The sequence below is a fragment of the Chengkuizengella sediminis genome (assembly GCF_010078385.1).
Taxonomy (GTDB): domain Bacteria; phylum Bacillota; class Bacilli; order Paenibacillales; family KCTC-33759; genus Chengkuizengella; species Chengkuizengella sediminis.
The window spans coordinates 184,444-205,646 of sequence record NZ_SIJC01000002.1 but is presented as its reverse complement, the minus strand read 5'-3'; the positions used below and the strand labels follow the sequence as shown (position 1 = coordinate 205,646).

7 protein-coding genes are annotated in these 21,203 nt (G+C 33.2%); all 7 read right to left on the bottom strand.

Annotated features, from left to right (window positions below; all coding sequences use genetic code 11):
- Positions 1–10: 10 nt before the first annotated feature.
- The 7 genes from EPK97_RS05475 to EPK97_RS05445 all read right to left on the bottom strand — a co-directional run bounded on the left by EPK97_RS05475 (position 11) and on the right by EPK97_RS05445 (position 21,055).
- Positions 11–3,349, bottom strand: a complete 3,339-nt coding sequence (locus tag EPK97_RS05475; RefSeq protein ID WP_162035603.1) for a beta-ketoacyl synthase N-terminal-like domain-containing protein — start codon at positions 3,347–3,349, stop codon at positions 11–13.
- The gene (locus tag EPK97_RS05470; protein WP_162035602.1) at positions 3,321–7,067 is read right to left on the bottom strand and encodes a type I polyketide synthase; all 3,747 of its coding nucleotides are present in this window, start codon (positions 7,065–7,067) and stop codon (positions 3,321–3,323) included. The genes EPK97_RS05475 and EPK97_RS05470 overlap by 29 nt, the downstream gene beginning before the upstream one ends.
- Positions 7,048–8,358: an ACP S-malonyltransferase gene (gene fabD / locus EPK97_RS05465; RefSeq protein WP_162035601.1), complete on the bottom strand. Its 1,311-nt coding sequence runs from the start codon at positions 8,356–8,358 to the stop codon at positions 7,048–7,050. The genes EPK97_RS05470 and fabD overlap by 20 nt, the downstream gene beginning before the upstream one ends.
- A complete protein-coding gene (locus EPK97_RS05460; protein ID WP_162035600.1) occupies positions 8,355–12,113 on the bottom strand; it encodes a non-ribosomal peptide synthetase in 3,759 nt (1,252 codons plus the stop codon). Before EPK97_RS05460 ends, fabD begins: the two co-directional genes overlap by 4 nt.
- Positions 12,114–12,196: 83 nt before the next feature.
- Positions 12,197–15,283: a cyclic peptide export ABC transporter gene (locus EPK97_RS05455; RefSeq protein ID WP_162035599.1), complete on the bottom strand. Its 3,087-nt coding sequence runs from the start codon at positions 15,281–15,283 to the stop codon at positions 12,197–12,199.
- On the bottom strand, positions 15,270–16,523 hold the full coding sequence (locus EPK97_RS05450; protein WP_162035598.1) for a macrolide family glycosyltransferase: 1,254 nt from the start codon (positions 16,521–16,523) through the stop codon (positions 15,270–15,272). The genes EPK97_RS05455 and EPK97_RS05450 overlap by 14 nt, the downstream gene beginning before the upstream one ends.
- 53 nt (positions 16,524–16,576) lie before the next feature.
- Positions 16,577–21,055 (bottom strand): non-ribosomal peptide synthetase, encoded by a 4,479-nt coding sequence (locus EPK97_RS05445; RefSeq protein WP_205690232.1) that lies wholly within the window; start codon positions 21,053–21,055, stop codon positions 16,577–16,579.
- Positions 21,056–21,203 lie beyond the last annotated feature (148 nt).

Below are 21,203 nucleotides of genomic sequence, written 5' to 3'. Positions count from 1 at the left end.
TATTTCCCCCTCATTTGTCTTTTTGTATTATGATTTGTTCTAATTCAACATGTAATAATTCATATAATTGCTTTTCATCCGTAACTATTTCAGTGAGCTTCTCGTAACAAAAAGCAAAACTTTCCGATTTATATACAGGTAAATACATAAACCTTACAACTCCTTTACGAATAAAATCCCACTTTTTAATCATCTGCTCCAATCGATTTATAACTTCACTCCCTTTATGAAATAACTTTGTGAATCTATATTTTTCGACTTGTTTTGCATTGATAACTTCATTTAAAAACTCAATTAATTCATCCAAATTTTGTTTTAACTCCGCTTCCGAGGAAGTTTTTTGTTTAAAGCTGTGCCTAAAGAGATTGATGATTTCTAAACTTTCATAGATTTTGTCTTTCTGGGTTAATAAACTATCTAAAAATATGTTTTGATACAGCTCTTTGTCATCGATCTGTTGACTAGATTCATTAGTTGGTTTTTGTTCAAAAATATAATGAGTAGGTACACTCCCATTCTCTATAACAAAATGTTCTGAAAATGCTTTACAGCCTTTTTCTATATCAGAAAATGGAATTTTACATTTTTGATAGGTTAAATTTTCTCTGCGATCATGTTCAATGATATGAAACTGTTGTTCTTTTTCGTTATAACCGTAGACAAGTATCGTGTGATCTAAGTGCTGTTTTTGATAAGTGTCTTTTCTTATCGATTCATAAAATGCATCTACCCATATGACTACTGGTTTTCCATCTGAAATACATTGCTTCAGCTCTTCTACAATATTGTTGTTGTCGAATCTACGATCGACATGCAATCTTACCTGATCAAAAATTTGATCCAATGACTTTGTTGCAACGTATTTAATACTAAATTTTCCGGTTTCATTTTCATACTCGTAAAAAATCATATCGTTTAATAAAAAGTACATCATATCTCCACCAACATGATTTACAATTGGAAACATAGAATTGTAAAAACAGTTTCTATAATATAAATCATTAAAAGGTTCTATCGGTTCTATTGTGATTTCATCACCATTAAGATAGCTAGCAATCTCCTTAATACTTCTGTATTCATATATTTCATCCGTAGAAAGTTGAAGGTTGTATTTCTTCTCCAAATCCACCTCCATTTTGATAGACAATATGGAATTTCCACCAATTTCAAAAAAATCATCATTAACATTTATTTCTTTCATTCCCAAAATGTTCGCCCATACATGAGCTATATTTCTATGTAAAGAGGTATAAGTTTTATCTTGCAATCCTGTTAAAACGACATCTTCTATACTCATCTCTTCTATCACTACTTGATCATCTGAATGATCTTGAGAATCCAATGTACCTCGTTTATCATCACTGGCATCTTCAAGTATATTAGTAATTATCCAACACCTTGTTTTTTGAAAAGGATAAAGTGGTACAGGCACTTTCTTTCTATGTTGATCCGTATATACTAATTCCCAATCAAGATCTGCTCCCTTCACATATAAAAGGCATAAATTCCGAAGGGCTTGGATATCATCATTTTGAAAATCATGACTTAACAACTCTACAACCTGCTCATCAAGCTTCCTTTTTTCAGAAATAGAAGTATGATCTTTACCATTCATTTGCTTTTGTCTAGCAACGATACGGAAACTTCCAAAATAAATCTCTTCATTTTCTATGTTTTGTAATTCAATACTAGATGTGAAATCTAGCTTTTGCAGCAAGTCCTTTTTGTTGCTAGCTATCAATGCCAATCTATATTGATAATGTGTTCTACCTGTATTTGATGTATAACAAATGTCTTTAACATCGTTTTCACTTTCACTAAGGGCTACCACATCTCGATATTTATTGATTATTTCTTTTAAAGCAGACTGACTTTTTGCGGATAAAACAAGCAAATGAAATTCATTCATTTCATTAAATTGTGTTTTCGCCATACTCTGTTCAGTTATTAAGGGAGCCTCTTCTAATACTACATGGCAATTCGTGCCACTAAAACCAAAAGAACTTACTCCACATCTTCTTGGAAAACCTTCTGACTCCCATTGAACTAATCTATCATTCACATAAACGGGAGAGTTTTCAAAAGCAATATTTCGGTTTGGTTTTTCAAAATTAATCGTAGGGGGCAATTGTTTGTATTTTAATGCCGCGATCCCTTTCACTAATCCTGCTATACCCGAAGCACTATCCAAATGCCCAATATTCGTTTTCACGGAGCCAATTGCACAAAACTGCTTTTTATTCGTGTAATGTCTAAAAGCTCTCTGAATCCCATCAATTTCAATGGGATCACCTAATTTCGTTCCTGTACCATGAGCTTCAATATAACCGATCGTTTCTGGGTGAATTCCTGCATTCTTCCAAGCTTCCACTAGAACTTGCTCCTGTGCAGCAGCATTCGGAGCCGTAATACCTACAGACGAACCATCTTGGTTGTAAGCACTTCCCTTGATGACAGTATGAATATGATCTAGATCCTTCAGAGCCTTTTGCAACGGTTTCAACAACAAAGATACTGTGCCTTCACCCCATACCGTACCATCTGATCGATCATCAAAAGTACTCGTATTATGACTGGAAGATTCAATACCAATTTCGTAAACTCCATCTACAGGCATGAGACACACCTTCACTCCGCCAGTAATCGCCATATCACACTCATTATTTTTCAATGCCATACAAGCTAAGTGAACAGCTACTAATGAAGAAGAACATGCTGTATCTACTAGAAATGCAGGTCCTTTTAAATCCAACATATAAGCAATTCGACTAGCAATTAAAGATGGAGTATTTCCAGCACTAGCAATGCTTATATTTGAAGGCTGCTTTTTAGATATATATTGACCAAATACAGGCCAATCAGCGTATCCAAGGTATACACCTGTTCTACTTCCAGTGATTCTCTTACCTCCATAACCTGCATCATCAATACATTGCCATGCACTCTCTAGAAACAACCTTTGATTAGGGTCCATTAAGGCTGCTTCTTTGGGTGACAAGTTAAAAAAGGAATAATCGAACTGATCCACATCATCCAAGTACCCTCCATGGCTAAATTGAATGTCCTTTTCTCTTAAACTAGTAAATTCTTTAATGAAACCTAAACAGTCCTCCTGCCTCTCTCTCGGAAATTTTTTAATAGATTCTTTTTTATGTGCGATCAAATCCCAATATTGTTCTAGATTTTTCGCTTTCGGCATGTGAACCGAACATCCAATAATGGCTATATCATCGTTTACTTTTTCATTCATCCCCTCTAATTTGATAGACTTCAGCAGTTCCAAAGCGGTTTCTTTATCCATCCTTCCTTTAGAGACTTTTTCAAATATCATTTGAGATAAATTTTCCATTATAAACCTCCAAAGCACGAAATTCGGATACAGCATCTTCAATTGTTAACTTTCCTGTTTCTATTTGAGAAAATAACGATAAAATATCTTCTTCCAAACTAAATTCATCACCTGAAATCTCATATGATTGTCCAGTTTGTCCCATCATAAATTCGGACAACTTTGCAATGGTAGGATAAGAAAATAGATCTGCTACCGTAACTTGTATTTGAAATGACTGTTCCAAGAGTGCATGTACTTTTGTAATCAATATGGAGTCTCCTCCAATTTCAAAAAAGTTATCGTTCACATCAAGTTCCTCATATCCTAATATTTGTACCCAAATTCCAGCGATCTTTTTTTCTATTTCCGTGTAATGGTTTTCTTCTTTCCCTTTTAATTTAAGTGATTGGTGGGAAGTACTCTTAATTTCAAAAGTGTTTATTTTCTCATCCATGTTTAGTTTATCTCGTAATTCTGCTGTATATTTAAAAGGAAGCACATCCTCAAGTTTAAATAACTGACTGTTTGTATTTAAAGCTCCAATGTATGTTTGCTTTATGTTTTGATTTAAAAGACGATCAAAAATGCTAAGTCCTTGAGTTACTGTCAACACTTTAAATAATTCCTTACCCTCTTCAATATCATCCCCTTCAGCAAGTCCTGTATTTTGCCACGCAGGCCAGTTGATTACCATTGTATTGCCTCTATTACGATTTCTATAAGATGCATAACCATCTAAAAATGTATTTGCAACATTATAAGGACCTGAGCCTACACCACCTACTAAAGTAATAGCAGAGGAAAAAAGGATAAAAAAGTCTAACTGTTCTTCTGCTAATAATTGATCTAATAAAACCGTCCCATGAACTTTAGATTCTATCACCCTTCTAAATTGTTGTTTCGTTAATTTGCCTAATAAGTTTCCTTCTCCGATTCCAGCAGCATGGATAACGCCATGAATATTGCCAAATTGTTGTTTTAGATTTTCTAATACATTTTTTAACGATCGTTCATCGGATACATCTACATCAAAACAGATCACTTTGGAACCTGTACTTTCTATTTCTTGTATCCCCCTTAATTTGGCACATAATTTTTTATTTCTATTTTCTTTTAATATACCTTTCCATAAATCACGTTCAGGTAGTTTCGAACGTTGAAGCATCGCAATATTTATATTCCCTTTTATAGCTAAATGTTTTGCTATGTTGAGGCCAATTCCACCTAAACCTCCTGAAATGAGATATACGCCTGTTGTTTTCAATGCAATTGGCTTTTCAACTTCTTTTGATAGTTTTAAAACATCCAATCGTTCAACATATCTATCCTGATTGCGATAAGCTACTTTGTATTCATTTGAATGTGTATGCAACTCATTTACAAGTGATTTGACCTTTGTATGTTGATCGATATCAATACATCTTACTTTTAAATTTTTATATTCCCAACCGATGACCTTACCTAATCCAAATAGAGCAGTGTTCTCAGGGGTCACAATCTGTTGTTCCCCGTTAACATCATTCGCAAAGTTGGATATCGTTATGATTTCAATCGGTTTAACCATTTGATTTTTCACCAGTGCTTTAGTTAAATAAAACAAACTATAAACCCCATCGTTTAACTTTGCTTCTAATTGACACAAGTATGAATTTTTCTTACCTTCTGAAATCGAAACCAAATGAAGGATATGTGTGATATCCATAGTTTTAAATTGTTGCAGTAGCTTATCATAATCCTCTTCGGATGTTGCTTTTTGTTTGCCTATGTCCACTTCAATGACCTGATGTCCTTTATTCTTCAGTTTTTCAGAAATTTGATCTCCAAGCCCCATTTTATTTTTTAAAACTAAATAAGTTCGGTTTGTTTGCCTTACCTCTTTTTCAATAACAAGTGGTGCCTTCTCCCAAATCGTTTGGTAATAATAATTTTCATTATGAAATTCATCCTCTTCATTAGGAAAGTTAAACCAACATCTCTTTAATTCAAACGGGGATGTGGGCAGACTTATTTTATTTCTTTTTTCATATTGAAATAACTTATTCCATGGGATATCCTCACCATCTATATACATTTTTGCAATTTCCCTTAAACTTAATTCCTCCATTTTAGTGGATTGTACCTTTGACAGACCTAAATCTATTGCTGTCAACTGCTCTATTAAATCCTCTGTATCGCGTACAATCAATGCAATTCGTTGACTATAGTGATTTCTAGCCGTACACAACGTATAACTTAAATCTCTGATATGAATTTGATTATTGTTTTTTAAATATTGTATATACTTGGTTATTAAATGATTTAATGAAGATCTTGTTTTTGCCGAGAGTACAAAAATTTCTGGTTTATCACCTGAATCGCCTTGTATCTCAGACTCTATTGCAGGAGCCTCCTCTAGTACAACATGACAATTTGTTCCACTAATTCCAAAAGAGCTTACTCCACATCTTCGTACCTCATTGTTATCTACTTCCCATTTGCTCCATCGATCAAGGATATAAACAGGGGATGATTCAAAGGAGATTTGTCGATTAGGTCGATTAAAATGCAGCGTAGGAAATAACTCTTTCATTTTTAAAGATAAAACAGCTTTTAATAAACCTGCAATTCCTGCTGTACTATCCAGGTGCCCTATGTTGCTTTTTATTGAACTTATGGCACAAAATTGTTTTTTATTTGTATATTTTCTAAAAGCGCTTTGAATGCCTTCAATTTCAATAGGATCTCCGAGTTTAGTTCCAGTTCCATGTGCTTCAATATAAGAAATAGAATCTGGATCAATTCCCCCTCTTTCCCATGCTTCCACGATCACATCTGTTTGTGCTTCCGCATTAGGTGCCGTAATCCCTATTGAACTACCATCCTGATTCATTGCACTGGATTTAATTACGGCATAAATATGGTCTCGATCATCCAAAGCTTGACGCAAAGATTTTAAAACCATCACCACTACCCCTTCTCCAGTCCCTGTACCATCCGAGCTGTCATCAAATGCTCTGGTTCTCGATGTTGAAGATTCTACACCGACCTCAAACTCTCTCACAGGTACCAAATGCAATTGAATACCTCCTGTAACCGCCATATCACATTCGCCGTTTCTAATTGCTTGACATGCTAGATGGACAGCGACTAAAGATGAGGAACATGTCGTATCTACAGTTAAACTCGAACCTTTTAAATTCAAAATATAGGAGAGTCTACTCGCGATAATCGGTCTTACATTTCCAGGCATAGATAATGAAACTGCATCAGGTTCCATTTTTTGGATCATGTTTTTATAATCTGAATCAGAGCCATATCCTAGATAAACCCCAGTGCGACTTCCGTTCAGTTGTTCTTCTGTATAACCAGCATCTTCTAAAGCATTCCATGCGGTTTGCAAAAAAACTCTCTGATTGGGATCCATTAGGCTAGCTTCCTTTGGTGATAGTTTAAAAAAAGAATAATCAAATTGATCAATTTCATCCAAATAGGCTGCTTCACCATATTGAATTGTATTTACTTTCTGGTCACGATGTTTGAAATACAAATCTGTATCTTTTTTTCTTGCAACAGGAATTTCTCTTACAGAATCAACGCTATTTCTTAGATTATCCAAGAATGTTTCCTTCGTGTCTGCTTGGGGCAATTTTAACGATAATCCAATGATAGCAATATCTTGTTCAGCCACCTCCTCTGATTGAATATCTATTTCTTCTTCAAAGGACAACTCATCCAATTTAATTGAGCTGAAATCCAATTTTCTCACCTCCAAGATGAAGTATGGAAGTTTGAACAAATTCATTTAATACCAATACGGTTCCTGAATCTTGTAAAATTCCATGAAAACGTTCGATTTGTTCCTCCATCGGTGTTCTTTTTGTATCAAAGATCGTTTTTATCAAAAATAAAGCTTCTTTCATCTGTTCCAAATTAGGTGACTCTCCCGTTTCATCAAGCTTATCCTGTATCTGCTTGATTTTTTGATAAGGTTTAATGACTCCCTCTTCATATAATGTTTGATCCCAATTCCGATTTCGTGTACAAACAGCAACTGCGAGACATTTAGTCACAACATTTTTTACTTTTTTATTGCTTTTTTCCATCTCTATATCTGTTTCTAGTTCTTTCTTCACTTTTTGAATGTCTACTAATTTTTCAAATGGATAGCTTATGAACTGACTGTCATTGTATCGCATCAAATTTGTTAATACTTTTTTAGGACCTAACTCTATGGCTGTATCTATACCTTGTTGAGAAAGATACAATACCGACTCATCCCATTTCACAGGTGAGAACATTTGAGTTGTAAGATTTCCAATAACATCTTTCGGATTGAAATAAGGCTGTGCAGTCACATTCGATAGGATAGGCCATTTAAACGCTCCATAGTGATATTTATTTAATTCCATTTCTAGTTTGATTGCGGCTGATCTCATTAGTGGGCTGTGGAAAGCTGCACTAACTTTTAATACAGAGATTCTGGCTCCTTTATTTTTCAACACATCAGCTGCTTTTTGTACCTCTTGGCGATGACCAGAAATCACAATTTGCTCTGGTGCATTATAGTTAGAGATGACTGCAAAATGCTCCGTAGTAGAAACTTGTTTACACACACCTTCTACCTCTTCTTTACTCATTCCTATTACAGCGCACATCAATCCACTACCTTCTGCTGCGGCTTCTTTCATGAATAAACCTCTTTTTTTAACAAGCTGGAGTGCATCAGTAAATGAAATCACACCCGCACAGGTTAATGCTGAAAACTCTCCTAAACTATGACCAGCAGTATAAGCAGGCTGTAAGCCCACTTCTTCCTCAAACACACGGTAAGCAGCTACACTTAAAGTTAGCAAAGCAGGTTGGGTATTTTCTGTTTTTGTTAACTCTTGCATATCTCCCTCAAGACACAGCTTTTTTACATCCACTTTTAATACATCATTTGCTTCTTCAAATACACATCTTGCAATATGATAATGATCCACTAATTCTTTACCCATACCGACGTATTGAGCACCCTGTCCAGGGAATATCAAGGCTAAATTTTTCAAGTCAAATGCTCCTTTCTAGATGAATTCGTATTTTTGACAAGCTGCTTTAGCAAGTTTACGTAAGCCTTTATCAAAAAACTCATCATATCTTTTTTGATTTTTCTATCATTAAATTTAAAGGTTACGGTTAGACTATCTGCCTTTTCATCTTCTTCCACGCAACATGTGATATCAAAAAATTCTAAAAACTTCGCATCTATGGATACATCCGTATTGTTGTATATAAAAGGCAAGATGAAATTCTTCTCCTTTTTTAGTGTTAAATAATGGATGGAGTTCAGAGTGTAGGTTTCATGGTAACCATCACCTCGTCTTAACTCGTTCACTACTTGAAATAACTGAGCAAAACCCCCTAATTTGTGTATTTCTATCTTTAGTGGGATTACTTCCTCACCATATTCTTTTAAATACTGAACTTGAGCTGCTTTTTCCCCGGAAACCTCTGTAAACAAGTAAAGATACATGGCTAATAAAACATCTAATAGATTTACTTGATGGTCACTCGCTATCGAACGTATTGATTTAACAAAGTCAGAATCTATATGATAACGAACCTTATTCATCCCACTTGCTTGCATATTCATATGAAAATACTGACTAGGAAGTTTTTGATAGCTTAATTTACCCATTAAATCTATTTTTTGCTGATTATGATCAATAAATTTTGCTAGTTTTGCAATGGTTGGGTGATTAAATAAATCTACGATGTTTGTTCCCCAGTTAAAACGTTTTTCAAGTTGAGAGTGTAATTGCATGAGCAAAATCGAATTCCCGCCTACATCAAAAAATTGATCATGAATGCCAACCTTCTCAACTTCTAATACTTCCATCCAAACCTGTTTAATCTTCTGTTCGGATTCACTTATGAAACTTTCATCATCCAAAATTTCTTCGTTTAAACGATCTTTACATTGAATTAATCGTTTTTTATCTAATTTACCGTTGCTCGTTTTGGGAATTGTATCGATTTTATAAAAAGAAGTAGGAATCATATAGTGAGGCAGCTTGTCACTTAAAAAATCTCTAAATTCAATTGAATCCACTTCCTCAATTAATTTGACATACGCAGCGATTTGTTTCTGCCCATCGACATCATCTACAGCAAGAATGAACGCTTCCTCCACTGCATTATGTGAACGAAGATTAAATTCGATTTCACCTAGTTCAATTCTAAAACCTCTAATTTTAACCTGATCATCGTTTCTACCAAGATATTGAATATTTCCATCTGGCAGCCATTTCCCCATATCTCCTGTTTTATACATTCGTAAGTGAGATTGAAACGGATCCGATATAAATTTTTCATTAGATAACTGTTCATGATTTACATAACCGGATGCAACACCATGCCCCGTAATACAAATTTCACCATAAACACCTATTGGCATTAAATGATTCAACTCATCTAAGATATACACATTGTAATTATGAATAGGACGACCAATTGGTATATTTTTCAAACTATCCAGTCCACATTGATAATATGTTGCACAAACCGTAGCTTCAGTAGGTCCATAAGTATTGTATATTTTAGAATGCTTCACTAAATTTGAAAAGAACTCATATTTCAGAATATCTCCACCACTAATAAATGTATGTACCTTTTCCAAACCTTGTTGTTTATTTAGCTCATTTAATAACAATGGTGAACAAGAAATAATGCTAATGTGGTGATCATGAATCAATTGTAGTAGTGTTCTCATATCCATAACATCTAATCTATCAGCCATCACTATGCTACCACCATTTAATAAAATAGGGTAAACTTCCTCAGCAAACTGATCAAATGAAAATGAGGACTGCTGAAGTATAACGTCATTTCTAGTCAGATTAAATTCTCGCTGAAAAGCTTCCACATAATTTGATAGATTTGCATGTGTCACCTTTACTCCTTTTGGATTTCCAGTTGAACCCGAAGTGTAAATAATATAAGCAATGTTTTCAAAATGATAGGTATTTTGTAAATTTAAAGCTTCACCTTTATAAATATCTTCATCATTAATATGAATAACCAGCCCATCAAAATTTATTTTTTTCTCAATTCCAGATTGTGTAATCCACACCTCTGCCTGACTATCATTTAAAATATAAGAAATTCTTTCGCTAGAGTAGTTTTCATCAATTGGAATATAGGTTGCCCCAGCTTTTAAAATCCCCAATGTAGAGATGAGTAAATAAGCCGATCTTTCAATTGTTATGGCAACTCGATCATTGGATGAAATCCCTCTTTTTCTTAAATATCTAGCTAATTGATTTGCTTTTTCATTCATCTCTTTATAGGTATACTGTAATCCATCAGAAACTACCGCAATTTGATTTGGTGATTTTTCTACCTGTTTTTCAAACATCAAATGGACCAAATCTATCTTTTTATTTTTAACTATTAAGGGGTTAAAAGAATTAAAAATCTGCTCTTTTTCAATTGTTGTAACAAGTTCTAACTCACTAAGTTTTAATTCTTGATAATGGATGATTTGTTTTAATATGAAAGTAAAATGTCCCCCCATTCTTTGAATCATTTGCTTTGAAAATTTACTTGTGTCATAAGAAAATTCTATCTCAAATAAATCATTGAACGTTTTTAGACCTAATGTCAGCTCAAAATTAGTCGTTTCAACCATGTCATAACCATCAATCTTTAACAAACTATCTATTTGATTACTTACATCAAGTGGGTAATTTTCCAATACAACAATAGATTGAAATAGAGGTTGTTCATCAGCATATTGTTCTATATCAACTAGAGGCGTATTTTCAAATTCACTTCTCAATTGCAAGGATCGATCTACACTGTGAATCACATCTTTCACTGTATCAGTGTATTTTGATTGAATTCGTAGAGGTATCGTATGAATAAAAAGACCTACCATTTCCTCTTCAACCGCTTTAGTAAAATTAGTTCTTCCTGATACAGTAGTCCCAAAAACCACATCACTTGTTTGATTATATTTTTGCAACAAAATCCCCCATACACTATAAAATAGAGACGCTAGTGTGATGTCGTTTTGTCTTGTGAAATGATGGATTTCTTCAGTTTCTACAGTGGTCAAAGAAGTGATCACAATATCATTTAGACTGCTCCCCTGAACATGTTCAACATCGTAAGGTAAAGATATCGATGGCTCAAAATCGATAAAATTACTTTCCCAAAACAACTTTTGTTTGTGTTTGTCCTGAGTTTTATGCCATGAGATGAACTCTTTAAATTTTGTTTTGTTACGTTGCAGAGGCTGATCATCCACATAAAATGCTTTATAACCATCCAAAAATTCATTTAATAGAATACTATTACTCCATCCATCAAACAGAATATGATGCCAAGTGATGATCATCTCACAACAATTTTCAGTTAATAAACAAACAGTCACTCTAAAAGGTGAAGTTTCAATATCCACACCTATTTGTTTATCCTGCTCTTTTAACTCTTGAACCAACTCCTCTTGATCCTTTACTGAACGATTTGAATAATCGACTATTTTTATAGGAACTTCTACATTTTTCAGTACAACCTGAACAGAGTGTTTTAGTTTTGTCCACCTAAAAATCGTTCGTAACATTTCATTTGTTGTCATTACATGCTGCCATGACTTTTGAATCGTTTCTACACAAATTTCTCCAGATAACTGTATGCTTAACTGTTGAATATATTCGTTTTTCTCTTTATTTTTTATATAATGAAATAACATCCCCTCCTGCGTAGGAGTAAGCGCTAAAATATTTTCAATATTTTCTTTATCAATTTTTTTATTTCCCATCACTTTTCCCTCCATTCTATGATGGTTGTTCTACTCATACGTGATCAAAAGTTGACTTTTTGAACAACCTCTCCTCGTGGTTGTTAACCTGACTCAGTGAAATGAAGTTGTTCTTGCTGAACGATTTTCCCCATTTCCATTTTGATCACTTTATCCGCAGTATCAAAATATCGATCGTCATGTGTAATCGCAATAACACATTTTCCTCTATTTTTCAACTCTGGCAATAATGTATTGTAAAAAAATTCTCTAAATTCTGGATCTTGATCTGCCGCCCATTCATCAAAAAGATAAATCGGTCGATCCTCTAAGTAACTGATGATTAATGCTAATCTCTTTCTTTGTCCAGTGGATAGTTTGATCGTATTCAATACCCCATTTTTAATCTGAACCTTTTCCGTTAATAACATCTGATCTAAATATTCATTGAATTCATGGTTTTTCGTTTCATATTGAATACCATACAGCTTTTCAAACAAATGAAAGTCACTAAATATAGCAGAATATTTTTCGCCTAGTTGTTCTGAATTCACCTGAATACCATTAATTGAGATTTCACCATGATCCACCTCATATAATCCTGTGGCTAATTTTGCAAGTGTAGATTTCCCACTACCATTCCCACCTGTAATAAAGGTCACCTCTCCTGATCTGAATGCGGTATTAATCGGACCTACCTTAAATGTCTCGCCCTCATTCGTTTGATAAGTATATTCAACTTCTCGAAGTTGAAGCTCGACTACGTTGTCATCGATTTCATGAAGATCAAACATGGATTGATTTTGTTTCACATGAACAACATCTAACTCCTTCGATATTTCATTAATTCGATTCCAGCTAATTCGAACTCTGAAAATATTAGGTATCGTTCCTAGGATGCCATGGACTGGACCCGTCATATATAAAAGAACAAACACGTAACTTCTTAAAGAATCCACTTTTAAATCCGTAAAAAGAATAGGAAACATAAAAGCTACCGCACCGATTACAAAGGTGAAGAGCAATTCTCCTGCCACATTTACGTTTGCAAACTTAACGTCTCCTTGAATCCGTTTTTCCTTGTACATCTGATTACTTTTCTGCATATCCAGTTTAAAATCCGTTCGTTTCTCACGATTCAATCTCAATTCTTTAAATCCATCATTTAAGTTACGAATAAATTTAAAAAACACGTTTTGAATATCTCTTGTTTGTTCCCACAATTTATTCGCTTGTCTTCCAAAGAAAAAGTGAAGACCAGCTGCGATAAAAATAAATAATATCGATGCTAACAAACCATAAAAACTAATAATACCCATATAAACAAAACAACAAATTAAAGTCACCAAACTCGTTGCACCTGTAATGACAATATTAGAAAAATCACTGATCGTTTCTGTGTCGTTATTTAACGAAGCTTCAATTTTACCTTGTTCCATAACATCTATGTTTTGATAGGAGGTGTTAAGTAGTTTATCTATTAATTCCGTCCTTTTTTGATAGACCATATGATTGGCAATTTTAATCAATTTTGTGCGTACTAATTTTTGACCAAACACGTAAAGGAGAATTCCAAAAGCGAAATATGTAAATAAGCCGCTTTGAAAACCTTCACCCCGATTTAAAGCTTCATTGACCATAAAAATAATAAGCGCATTTCCAAAACCACTAACGATACTTAAAATGATTAACACGAGCATTCCTTTATCATCATGTTTTGGAAAAAATAAAGTTAACATGTAATACAAACTAAATAGTATTCCAGATGTTAATATACACAATACTGACAAAGTGAAACTAATCGGTGCCCACACCTTTACAAAATCCCAATTTAATCCCCAATATAAAACGTTAGGAAGTTGATATAAACAGTAGGAGAAACTAGCTATAAAGATACTGAAGATAACCAAACTAGTAAAAACCCTCGCAATATTTCCTTCAAACTTTCTTTCTTTTATTAAAATCTGTCTTATAGCTTTACTTATAAACCATACAATAAACAGCATCATTGGGATCGTGATAAAAATAACCGCTGAAGAAATGTTATCCATACTTTGATAAAAATCTGTTCCCATACTTTCTAATTCTTTACTGTAGATCAAGTTCATAATTCCTTCACCAATAAACTGAATATCACTAGAATTAAGATTGCCCAATACTGCAATTCCAATTCCATCTACAGGTCTAATAGTAATGAAGGAAGCATAATTCGGATTATTTCCCCCGTGCGAAATCTCTCCAGACCCATTTTGAAATACAGCCCAACCTGCTGCATAAGATGAACCATCTGGACTTGGGGATACAGTACGATCTGGTTTATGTGATGTTTCTACAATTTCTTGAAAGATATCTGTATTTGAAGCTGTGCCAAGTTGTATTTTCAACCATTTCGCCATATCATTTGCATTTGAAATCAAATATCCTGCTGGTGTATTTCCCCTATATATTGGAGCATCATACGCTATAGTACGTAATAAACTGGGTTTATAACCTATCGCTATTTTAGAACCCGCTTCCTCTCTAAATAAATAGGTATCGTTTAAATGTAAAGGCTCTAAAACCTCATTTTTCATATAATTTTCATAGGATACGCCCGTAACCTCTTGTATGACCAAACCTAACACGTCATAATTTATCGTTGCATATAAAAATTGTTCCCCAGGTTTAAAATCCAAAGTCTCTCCTATCAACGTTCTTACTGTCGTTTCTAATGCACCTTCACTTTCTGATATAGGTATTTCTTTAATCGTTTGAAAAGGGATTCCACTCGTATGATATAAAAACTGCTTTAAAGTAATATCCTCGTTTTGTCCTTCATAATTGAAGCTTAGCCAAGGGATGTACTGTGTAACAGAGTCCTCTAAGCTAATCAAACCTTGTTCTTCCAACTGTAATATGGCTAATGCTGTAAAAGCTTTACTTGTAGAACCAAGTTCAAACAATGTCTTATCAGTAACAGGTATGTGATTCTCCACATCCGCATAACCAAAACCTTGTTGATACACCGTTTCATCCTCTTTTACAATCACTACTGAAAGTCCTGGAATATCAGATTGATCCATACTTTCATCAATGAACTCTTCTATTTCACTTCTCAATTCATCTGAAAAGATAGTAGACGCGATAACACTGCTTTGAATAAGAAGTATCATAAGAGATACTAATATGATAAAAATTTTAAGTGTTCTCATAAATCCCCCTCTTATTTCCTACAAATTTAAAAATTTCTTCAACTGACTTATCTAACCCCCCTGCCTTTTTAAACGAATCCTTAATCTTTCTACAATTTTCCTTATAACTAGGTTCTGTTAGAACTTTATTTACGACCATCTTTATCTTAGAAATACCTTCCTCTTGATTTCTGATATATATACCTGCCCCAACTCTTTCCACTGCCATCGCTCCCATAAACTGATCAAAGTTTTGTGGCAATAAAACCATCGGCACAAGGAAATTTATACTTTCATGTACACTATTTGCCCCACCATGTGTAATAAAAGCATCTGCGTATTTTAAAACTTCAAGCTGAGGTACAACATTTTTCACGATGAAATTTTCTGGAACGCATCCCAAATCTTCTATGTGTATTTTTTGCCCTATGGACATCACAACCTGCAGATCTGTATCACCAAAAGCATTTATAAAACTTCTATAAATATCTAATCGATCATTAAATATCGTACCTAAGGAAATATAAACAAGAGGTTTATTCGTTAGCTTTTCAAATGGAAAATCCACTTCACCATTCCGATGATATATCGAATAACCTGTAAATAAATAAGTATCATCAAAAGCTTCGGAATAAATTTGCAGCTGTTTCGAAGTAAATAAAATATTTAATCCTTGCTTACTTAAAAAAATATCATTGATTACATTTGAATCTTGTAAATTATGTTTTTTAGCTATGCTTTTAGACACTTTCTGAATTAGTTTCTTATACATATTTGTATTACCCTTATATTTTTTATAAAGCGGATCCTCTCCAGCTCTAAGTATGTTTTCCATAAAAAACGATGGGTCTATATTTGCCATTTCATCTATAAATGCAAAGCTATCAAAAACAGAAATACCAGGAATATTTAATATCTTAGAGATTTCTTTTCCCCAATAACAAAATGCATCATGAATGATATAATCCGGTCTAAGTTCTGCAATTTCATCTAGTAAGTTATCCAAAATGATTTTACTTTTACTTAGAATAAAGTCAGCAAAAACAAGAAATGTTTCAATCCCGCCCCCATCATAAGTACCAAAATGAGCTAAGTCTCGATAACTTTTAAACTTTGCTCCTGTTTCTTCAATTTTCTCACGGTACTCATCTGTACAATAATAAAAAACCTCCTCTCCTTTATCCACAAGTTTTTTCATTAATCCAAGTGTTGGGTTCACATGTCCTGCTAAGTCCACACCAAAGTAAATCACCGTTGACACAAAATCACCTCCATGTTTATTAGGTCTGATCGTATTTGTGAATGATTTATGTTTCATGTTAATAGATCATCTAGTTCATCTTGTGATAACGCTATGGTTTCAAAATCAGATGGAGTATACTGTATACTTTCAGTCTCCATGCAGTGTTTTATGACTTCTTTCAGATGATACAAATACAAATTCATAAATGTTTGTATCGTTTCTTCTTTAAATTGATTTCTGGAATATTGGAACCTCATATTTAATTTTTTATTGAAAACGAATCCATTGATGTCTATGAGAGCAGTTAGCTCATTATTTGGACTGTACTCAGGGCCCGAATCTTCTGAAGATAATGAAAATAGATTATTATGAAAAGACTGTTCAAAATCACCTAGATAATTAAATCGAATTCGATTGTGTTCTTGTTGATCGATGATTTCTTGTAACAAATATTTTAGTATGCCAAACCCTAACCCTTTATTCGGAATGTTTCGAATCTTCTCTTTCATTGTTTTGATGTGATCTCTTAGATCTGTATGGCTTTTTGAGAGTTTAAATGGGTACAGACTCGTAAACCAACCTACAGTTCTAGAGATATCCAATTTATCAATGTCTCTCCCATGACCTTCAAGTTCAATCACAGTTTCGCTTAGGTTAAAAGTATCAGATATAGATTTGGATAGAGCTATCATCAATAAATCAATTATTTCCGTATGATACGTATCATTTGCAATCGTTAACAATTGACTAGTATGATCCTCATCTAGATCATAAGATAATGAAACTGTACTCCCATAATTAATCTCTCCTAAATGAAAATCAACAGGTACTACATGTTCATCCTTAAGAGTGGATATCCAGTATTGTTTTTCCTCTAGAAACTCATCCTTTACTTCCCATAATGTTTCTGCCCAAGCTTGTAAGGAATAGGTTTTAGAAGGAAGATGTACTTTGTTAATTAAACTGATATTGTTAAACAACATTTGGATATCTTCTAAAATAATTCTCCATGAAACACCATCCACAACTAGATGATGAGCCGTTAATAACAATCTATTACCCTGCTCTCCTAAATCAAATAAAGCAGCTTTCAATAAAACACCCTGTTCAAGATCAAATCTAGATTTAACCTGTTCTCCTATTTGAACCATTTTCACCTGCTGTACATCAGAAGAAAACTTCGATAAATCAAACTCCTGGATTTTATCTCGAATCAATTCTTCCTTTTTCATATAAAACAATTCTTGGTTTATAGGATTAACATTCATTCTTAAGGAATCATGATGAGCAATTAATTCATCTATGATTTGTTCAAGCTTGTCAGCTTTCATCTCTTGTTTCAAATCTAATAAAACAGATTGATTGTAGTAGTTTAATTCATTAAAGTTATGTGATAAAAACCAAGATACAATAGGTGTATGTTTGATCTTCCCCTCCACTGTTATTTGATCTACTTGATTTCCAGGCTCTTTTTTCATGTGCTTGACCATCTGCCCTAAGATGGGATTTGAAAGAATATCCTTTACTTTTATAGAGTATTGTTGACTCTTTAGTTTTGAAACAATTTGGATCGCTTTTATGGAGTCTCCTCCATGGTGATAAAAGTTATCATTCATACTGATTTTATCCATCTGTAAAACTTCACCCATGCTGATAACGAGTTGCTGTTCTGCTTCATTTCGATAAGAGATAAAGTTCGTATTTTCACGATACATTACTTCAGGTTTTGGAAGCATACTCCTGTTCACTTTTCCATTTGCAGTTAAGGGAATTTCATCCAACTGAAAAAAATAAGTAGGAATCATATAATCAGGTAATTGACCTGTCAACTTATTTCTTACCTGATTTGAAGTCATCTCTTCTTGGGTACTTACGAAATAGGCACAAAGAAACTTACTCTCATTTTCATGTTCACCATCTATGACGACTGCTTCTTTAATGGAGGAAACATTTAAAAGTTGTTTTTCAATCTCACCTAGTTCTATCCGATAACCATTTATTTTTACTTGATGATCTGACCGCCCTAAATATTCGATTTGACCCTCAAGATTAAACCTAGCTAAATCACCTGTTTGATACATCCTTTTTCCCGAATGAAATGGATTACATAAAAATCTTTCCTTTGTTAAATCCTCACGATTTAAATATCCCCTTGCAACTCCATCTCCAGAAATGTACATTTCACCTACTTCATTTATAGGTACAGGATTAAAGTTAGAATCAAGTATATAAATATTTACATTATGAGCAGGTTTTCCAATCGGTACAGAAGATTTTGCATCTTTTTCAATGTTATATTTATGAATCATACAACCTACTACGGTTTCAGTTGGACCATACTCATTATAGATTTCAACGTTTCCGCCAAAACTTTCTATAATCTTTCTGGATAGGTTTACACTTAAGTCCTCTCCTCCAACGATGAATCTTTTAATTGAGCTGTTAACATTATCCATATCTTTTAATAAAGATAAATGTGAAGGGGTAAGTTTTACTACTGTAGATTGATTTTCACTACGAATTTTGTATAAAACGTACTCATCTTCATCACTTCTATACACAACAATCTTCCCTCCACTGATTAGAGGAGTAAAAATGGATGTTATCGTTAAATCAAATGCTAGGGATGAATATAGAGGGAAGACTTCATATTCATCTTTTACATACATTTGTTTTGCCCACCATATATAATTCACTAACCCTTGTTGTTCAATCATCACTCCTTTTGGTTTACCTGTAGAACCAGAGGTGTAAATGACATAAGCTAAATGAGACATAAAGTATTCAGTATTAAGGTTAGAAGTATCTCCTTTAAAGATTTCATCGTTACAAAGGTTAATAACCTCCCTATTAAATTCTGTACAATATTCAAAATTAACTAGTAACATCTTACAATCTGAATCTGAAAGCATATAAGTGATTCGATCTTCAGGATAATCAGGGTCTATAGGCATGTAAGCTCCACCAGCTTTTAATACCGCTAACATACTAATTACACTTTCAATAGAGTGATGTGTTAGTAATCCTACAATAGATTCTTTTTGCAAACCTTTGTTTATTAATAACCTGGCGAGTTGGTTTACTTTTGCATTTAACTGCTGATAAGAATATTGTTTCTCATTAAAACGAATCGCTATTTTATCCGGAGTTTTTGAAACCTGCTCTTCGAATAATTGAATGATAGATTTATGTTTTGGGTAAGGGGACTCTGTCGCATTAAATTCAGTAATGAGCTTCCTCTTTTCCTCATTTGATAAAAGGTTTATATTCCTAATTTCTTCATTACAATCTTCTAAAATCTGATTTATTAGAATATTTAATCGATGATACATTTCTTCAATCTTTTCTTCATCGTATTCACTTGTTTTATAATCAAATTCAACCATTAATCTTCCAGAATCTAACCAGTCTTTAATAACTAGTTGCAAAGAATACATTTGATGTCCACTGTAAAATTCTATATTTTCTACTTGAGAGTCGTTGAATTGAGTTTCTAATTTAGTATTATAATAATTAATACTTGTATCAAATAGTTGATGGTATCCTTTTTTTTGAAGCTCCAAATCTCCCATTAATAAATCATAAGGATATTTTTGATGAAAATAACATCTCATTAATTCACGATTCATAGATTTTAATGTATCTAATATAGTGGCTTTCTCGTCGATTCGAAATCTAAAAGGCATTGTACTCGTAAACATGCCTATGATACTTTTATCCTTTTGACCTGATCTGTTTAAAACAGGCGTACCGATAATGAGATCTCTTTGATGTGTGATTTTATTTTGATATAAAAAGTATGAGAATATAAAAAATGTATTTAACGATACATTATTATTTTTTGCAAAGTTTTTAATTTTTGAGGAAAGTTGAGGTATTATTTGAAATGTTTTTCTTTTCCCTTTAGTAAAATCTGAATTTTTGTTTATAAACCCTTCTGGTAGGGTTTTGAATAAATCATTCCAAAACTTTTTATTTTTAATAAAACGGTCTGATTTAAAATAGGTTTGTTCTTGATTAATATACTCCAAGTAAGAAACTGAAAGTTCATCTGTTATGGATTCTCCATGAAGTAATTTTATGTAAATTTCTCTAATCTGTTCAGTGATGATGTGTATGGACCAACCGTCAGCTATGATATGATGAAGTTTAACAAGATACCCATTTTCTGAATCTGAAACTTTAAATAAACTAAATTCAAATAAATTTTCATTTAAGATAAATGGTCTTCGAGCCTCATCTTCCACCCACTGATTAAAATGAAGCTCCGGATTTTCAAAAGTAGAAAAATCCTTAAATTTTAAACCTGTTTTTTCATACTCACTTACATATTGACTCACTTCTCCGTTTACTTCGATTAATTTCATTCTTAATCCGTCATGTCTACGAATTAGAGTTTGAATTGCTTTCTCCAATAATCGGAAATCAATTAAACCTTTTATTTTAACAGGTCCGCCGATATTATATAGAGAACTGTTAGGGTATATTTGTTCAATATACCATACTCGTTTCTGAGGGTGTGTTAATGGATATAACTTTAATGTTTTCATCTGAGCACACATTCAGATATTCCCACTTCCTTTTTTTATTCGATTTTATGAAAAGTAAAAATTGCTCCTTTTAATACAAATGAATTTAATATTAATTCAAAAAAATATATAAATATAAATACCAAGTATTCTATATTTTTTAACAATT

What these genes read in the sequence shown, in the direction of transcription:
- EPK97_RS05455 (WP_162035599.1), bottom strand. Translation starts at nt 15,283, where the DNA reads ATGAGAACACTTAAAATTTTTATCATATTAGTATCTCTTATGATACTT.
- EPK97_RS05475 (WP_162035603.1), bottom strand. Translation starts at nt 3,349, where the DNA reads ATGGAAAATTTATCTCAAATGATATTTGAAAAAGTCTCTAAAGGAAGG.
- EPK97_RS05445 (WP_205690232.1), bottom strand. Translation starts at nt 21,055, where the DNA reads ATGAAAACATTAAAGTTATATCCATTAACACACCCTCAGAAACGAGTA.
- EPK97_RS05460 (WP_162035600.1), bottom strand. Translation starts at nt 12,113, where the DNA reads ATGGGAAATAAAAAAATTGATAAAGAAAATATTGAAAATATTTTAGCG.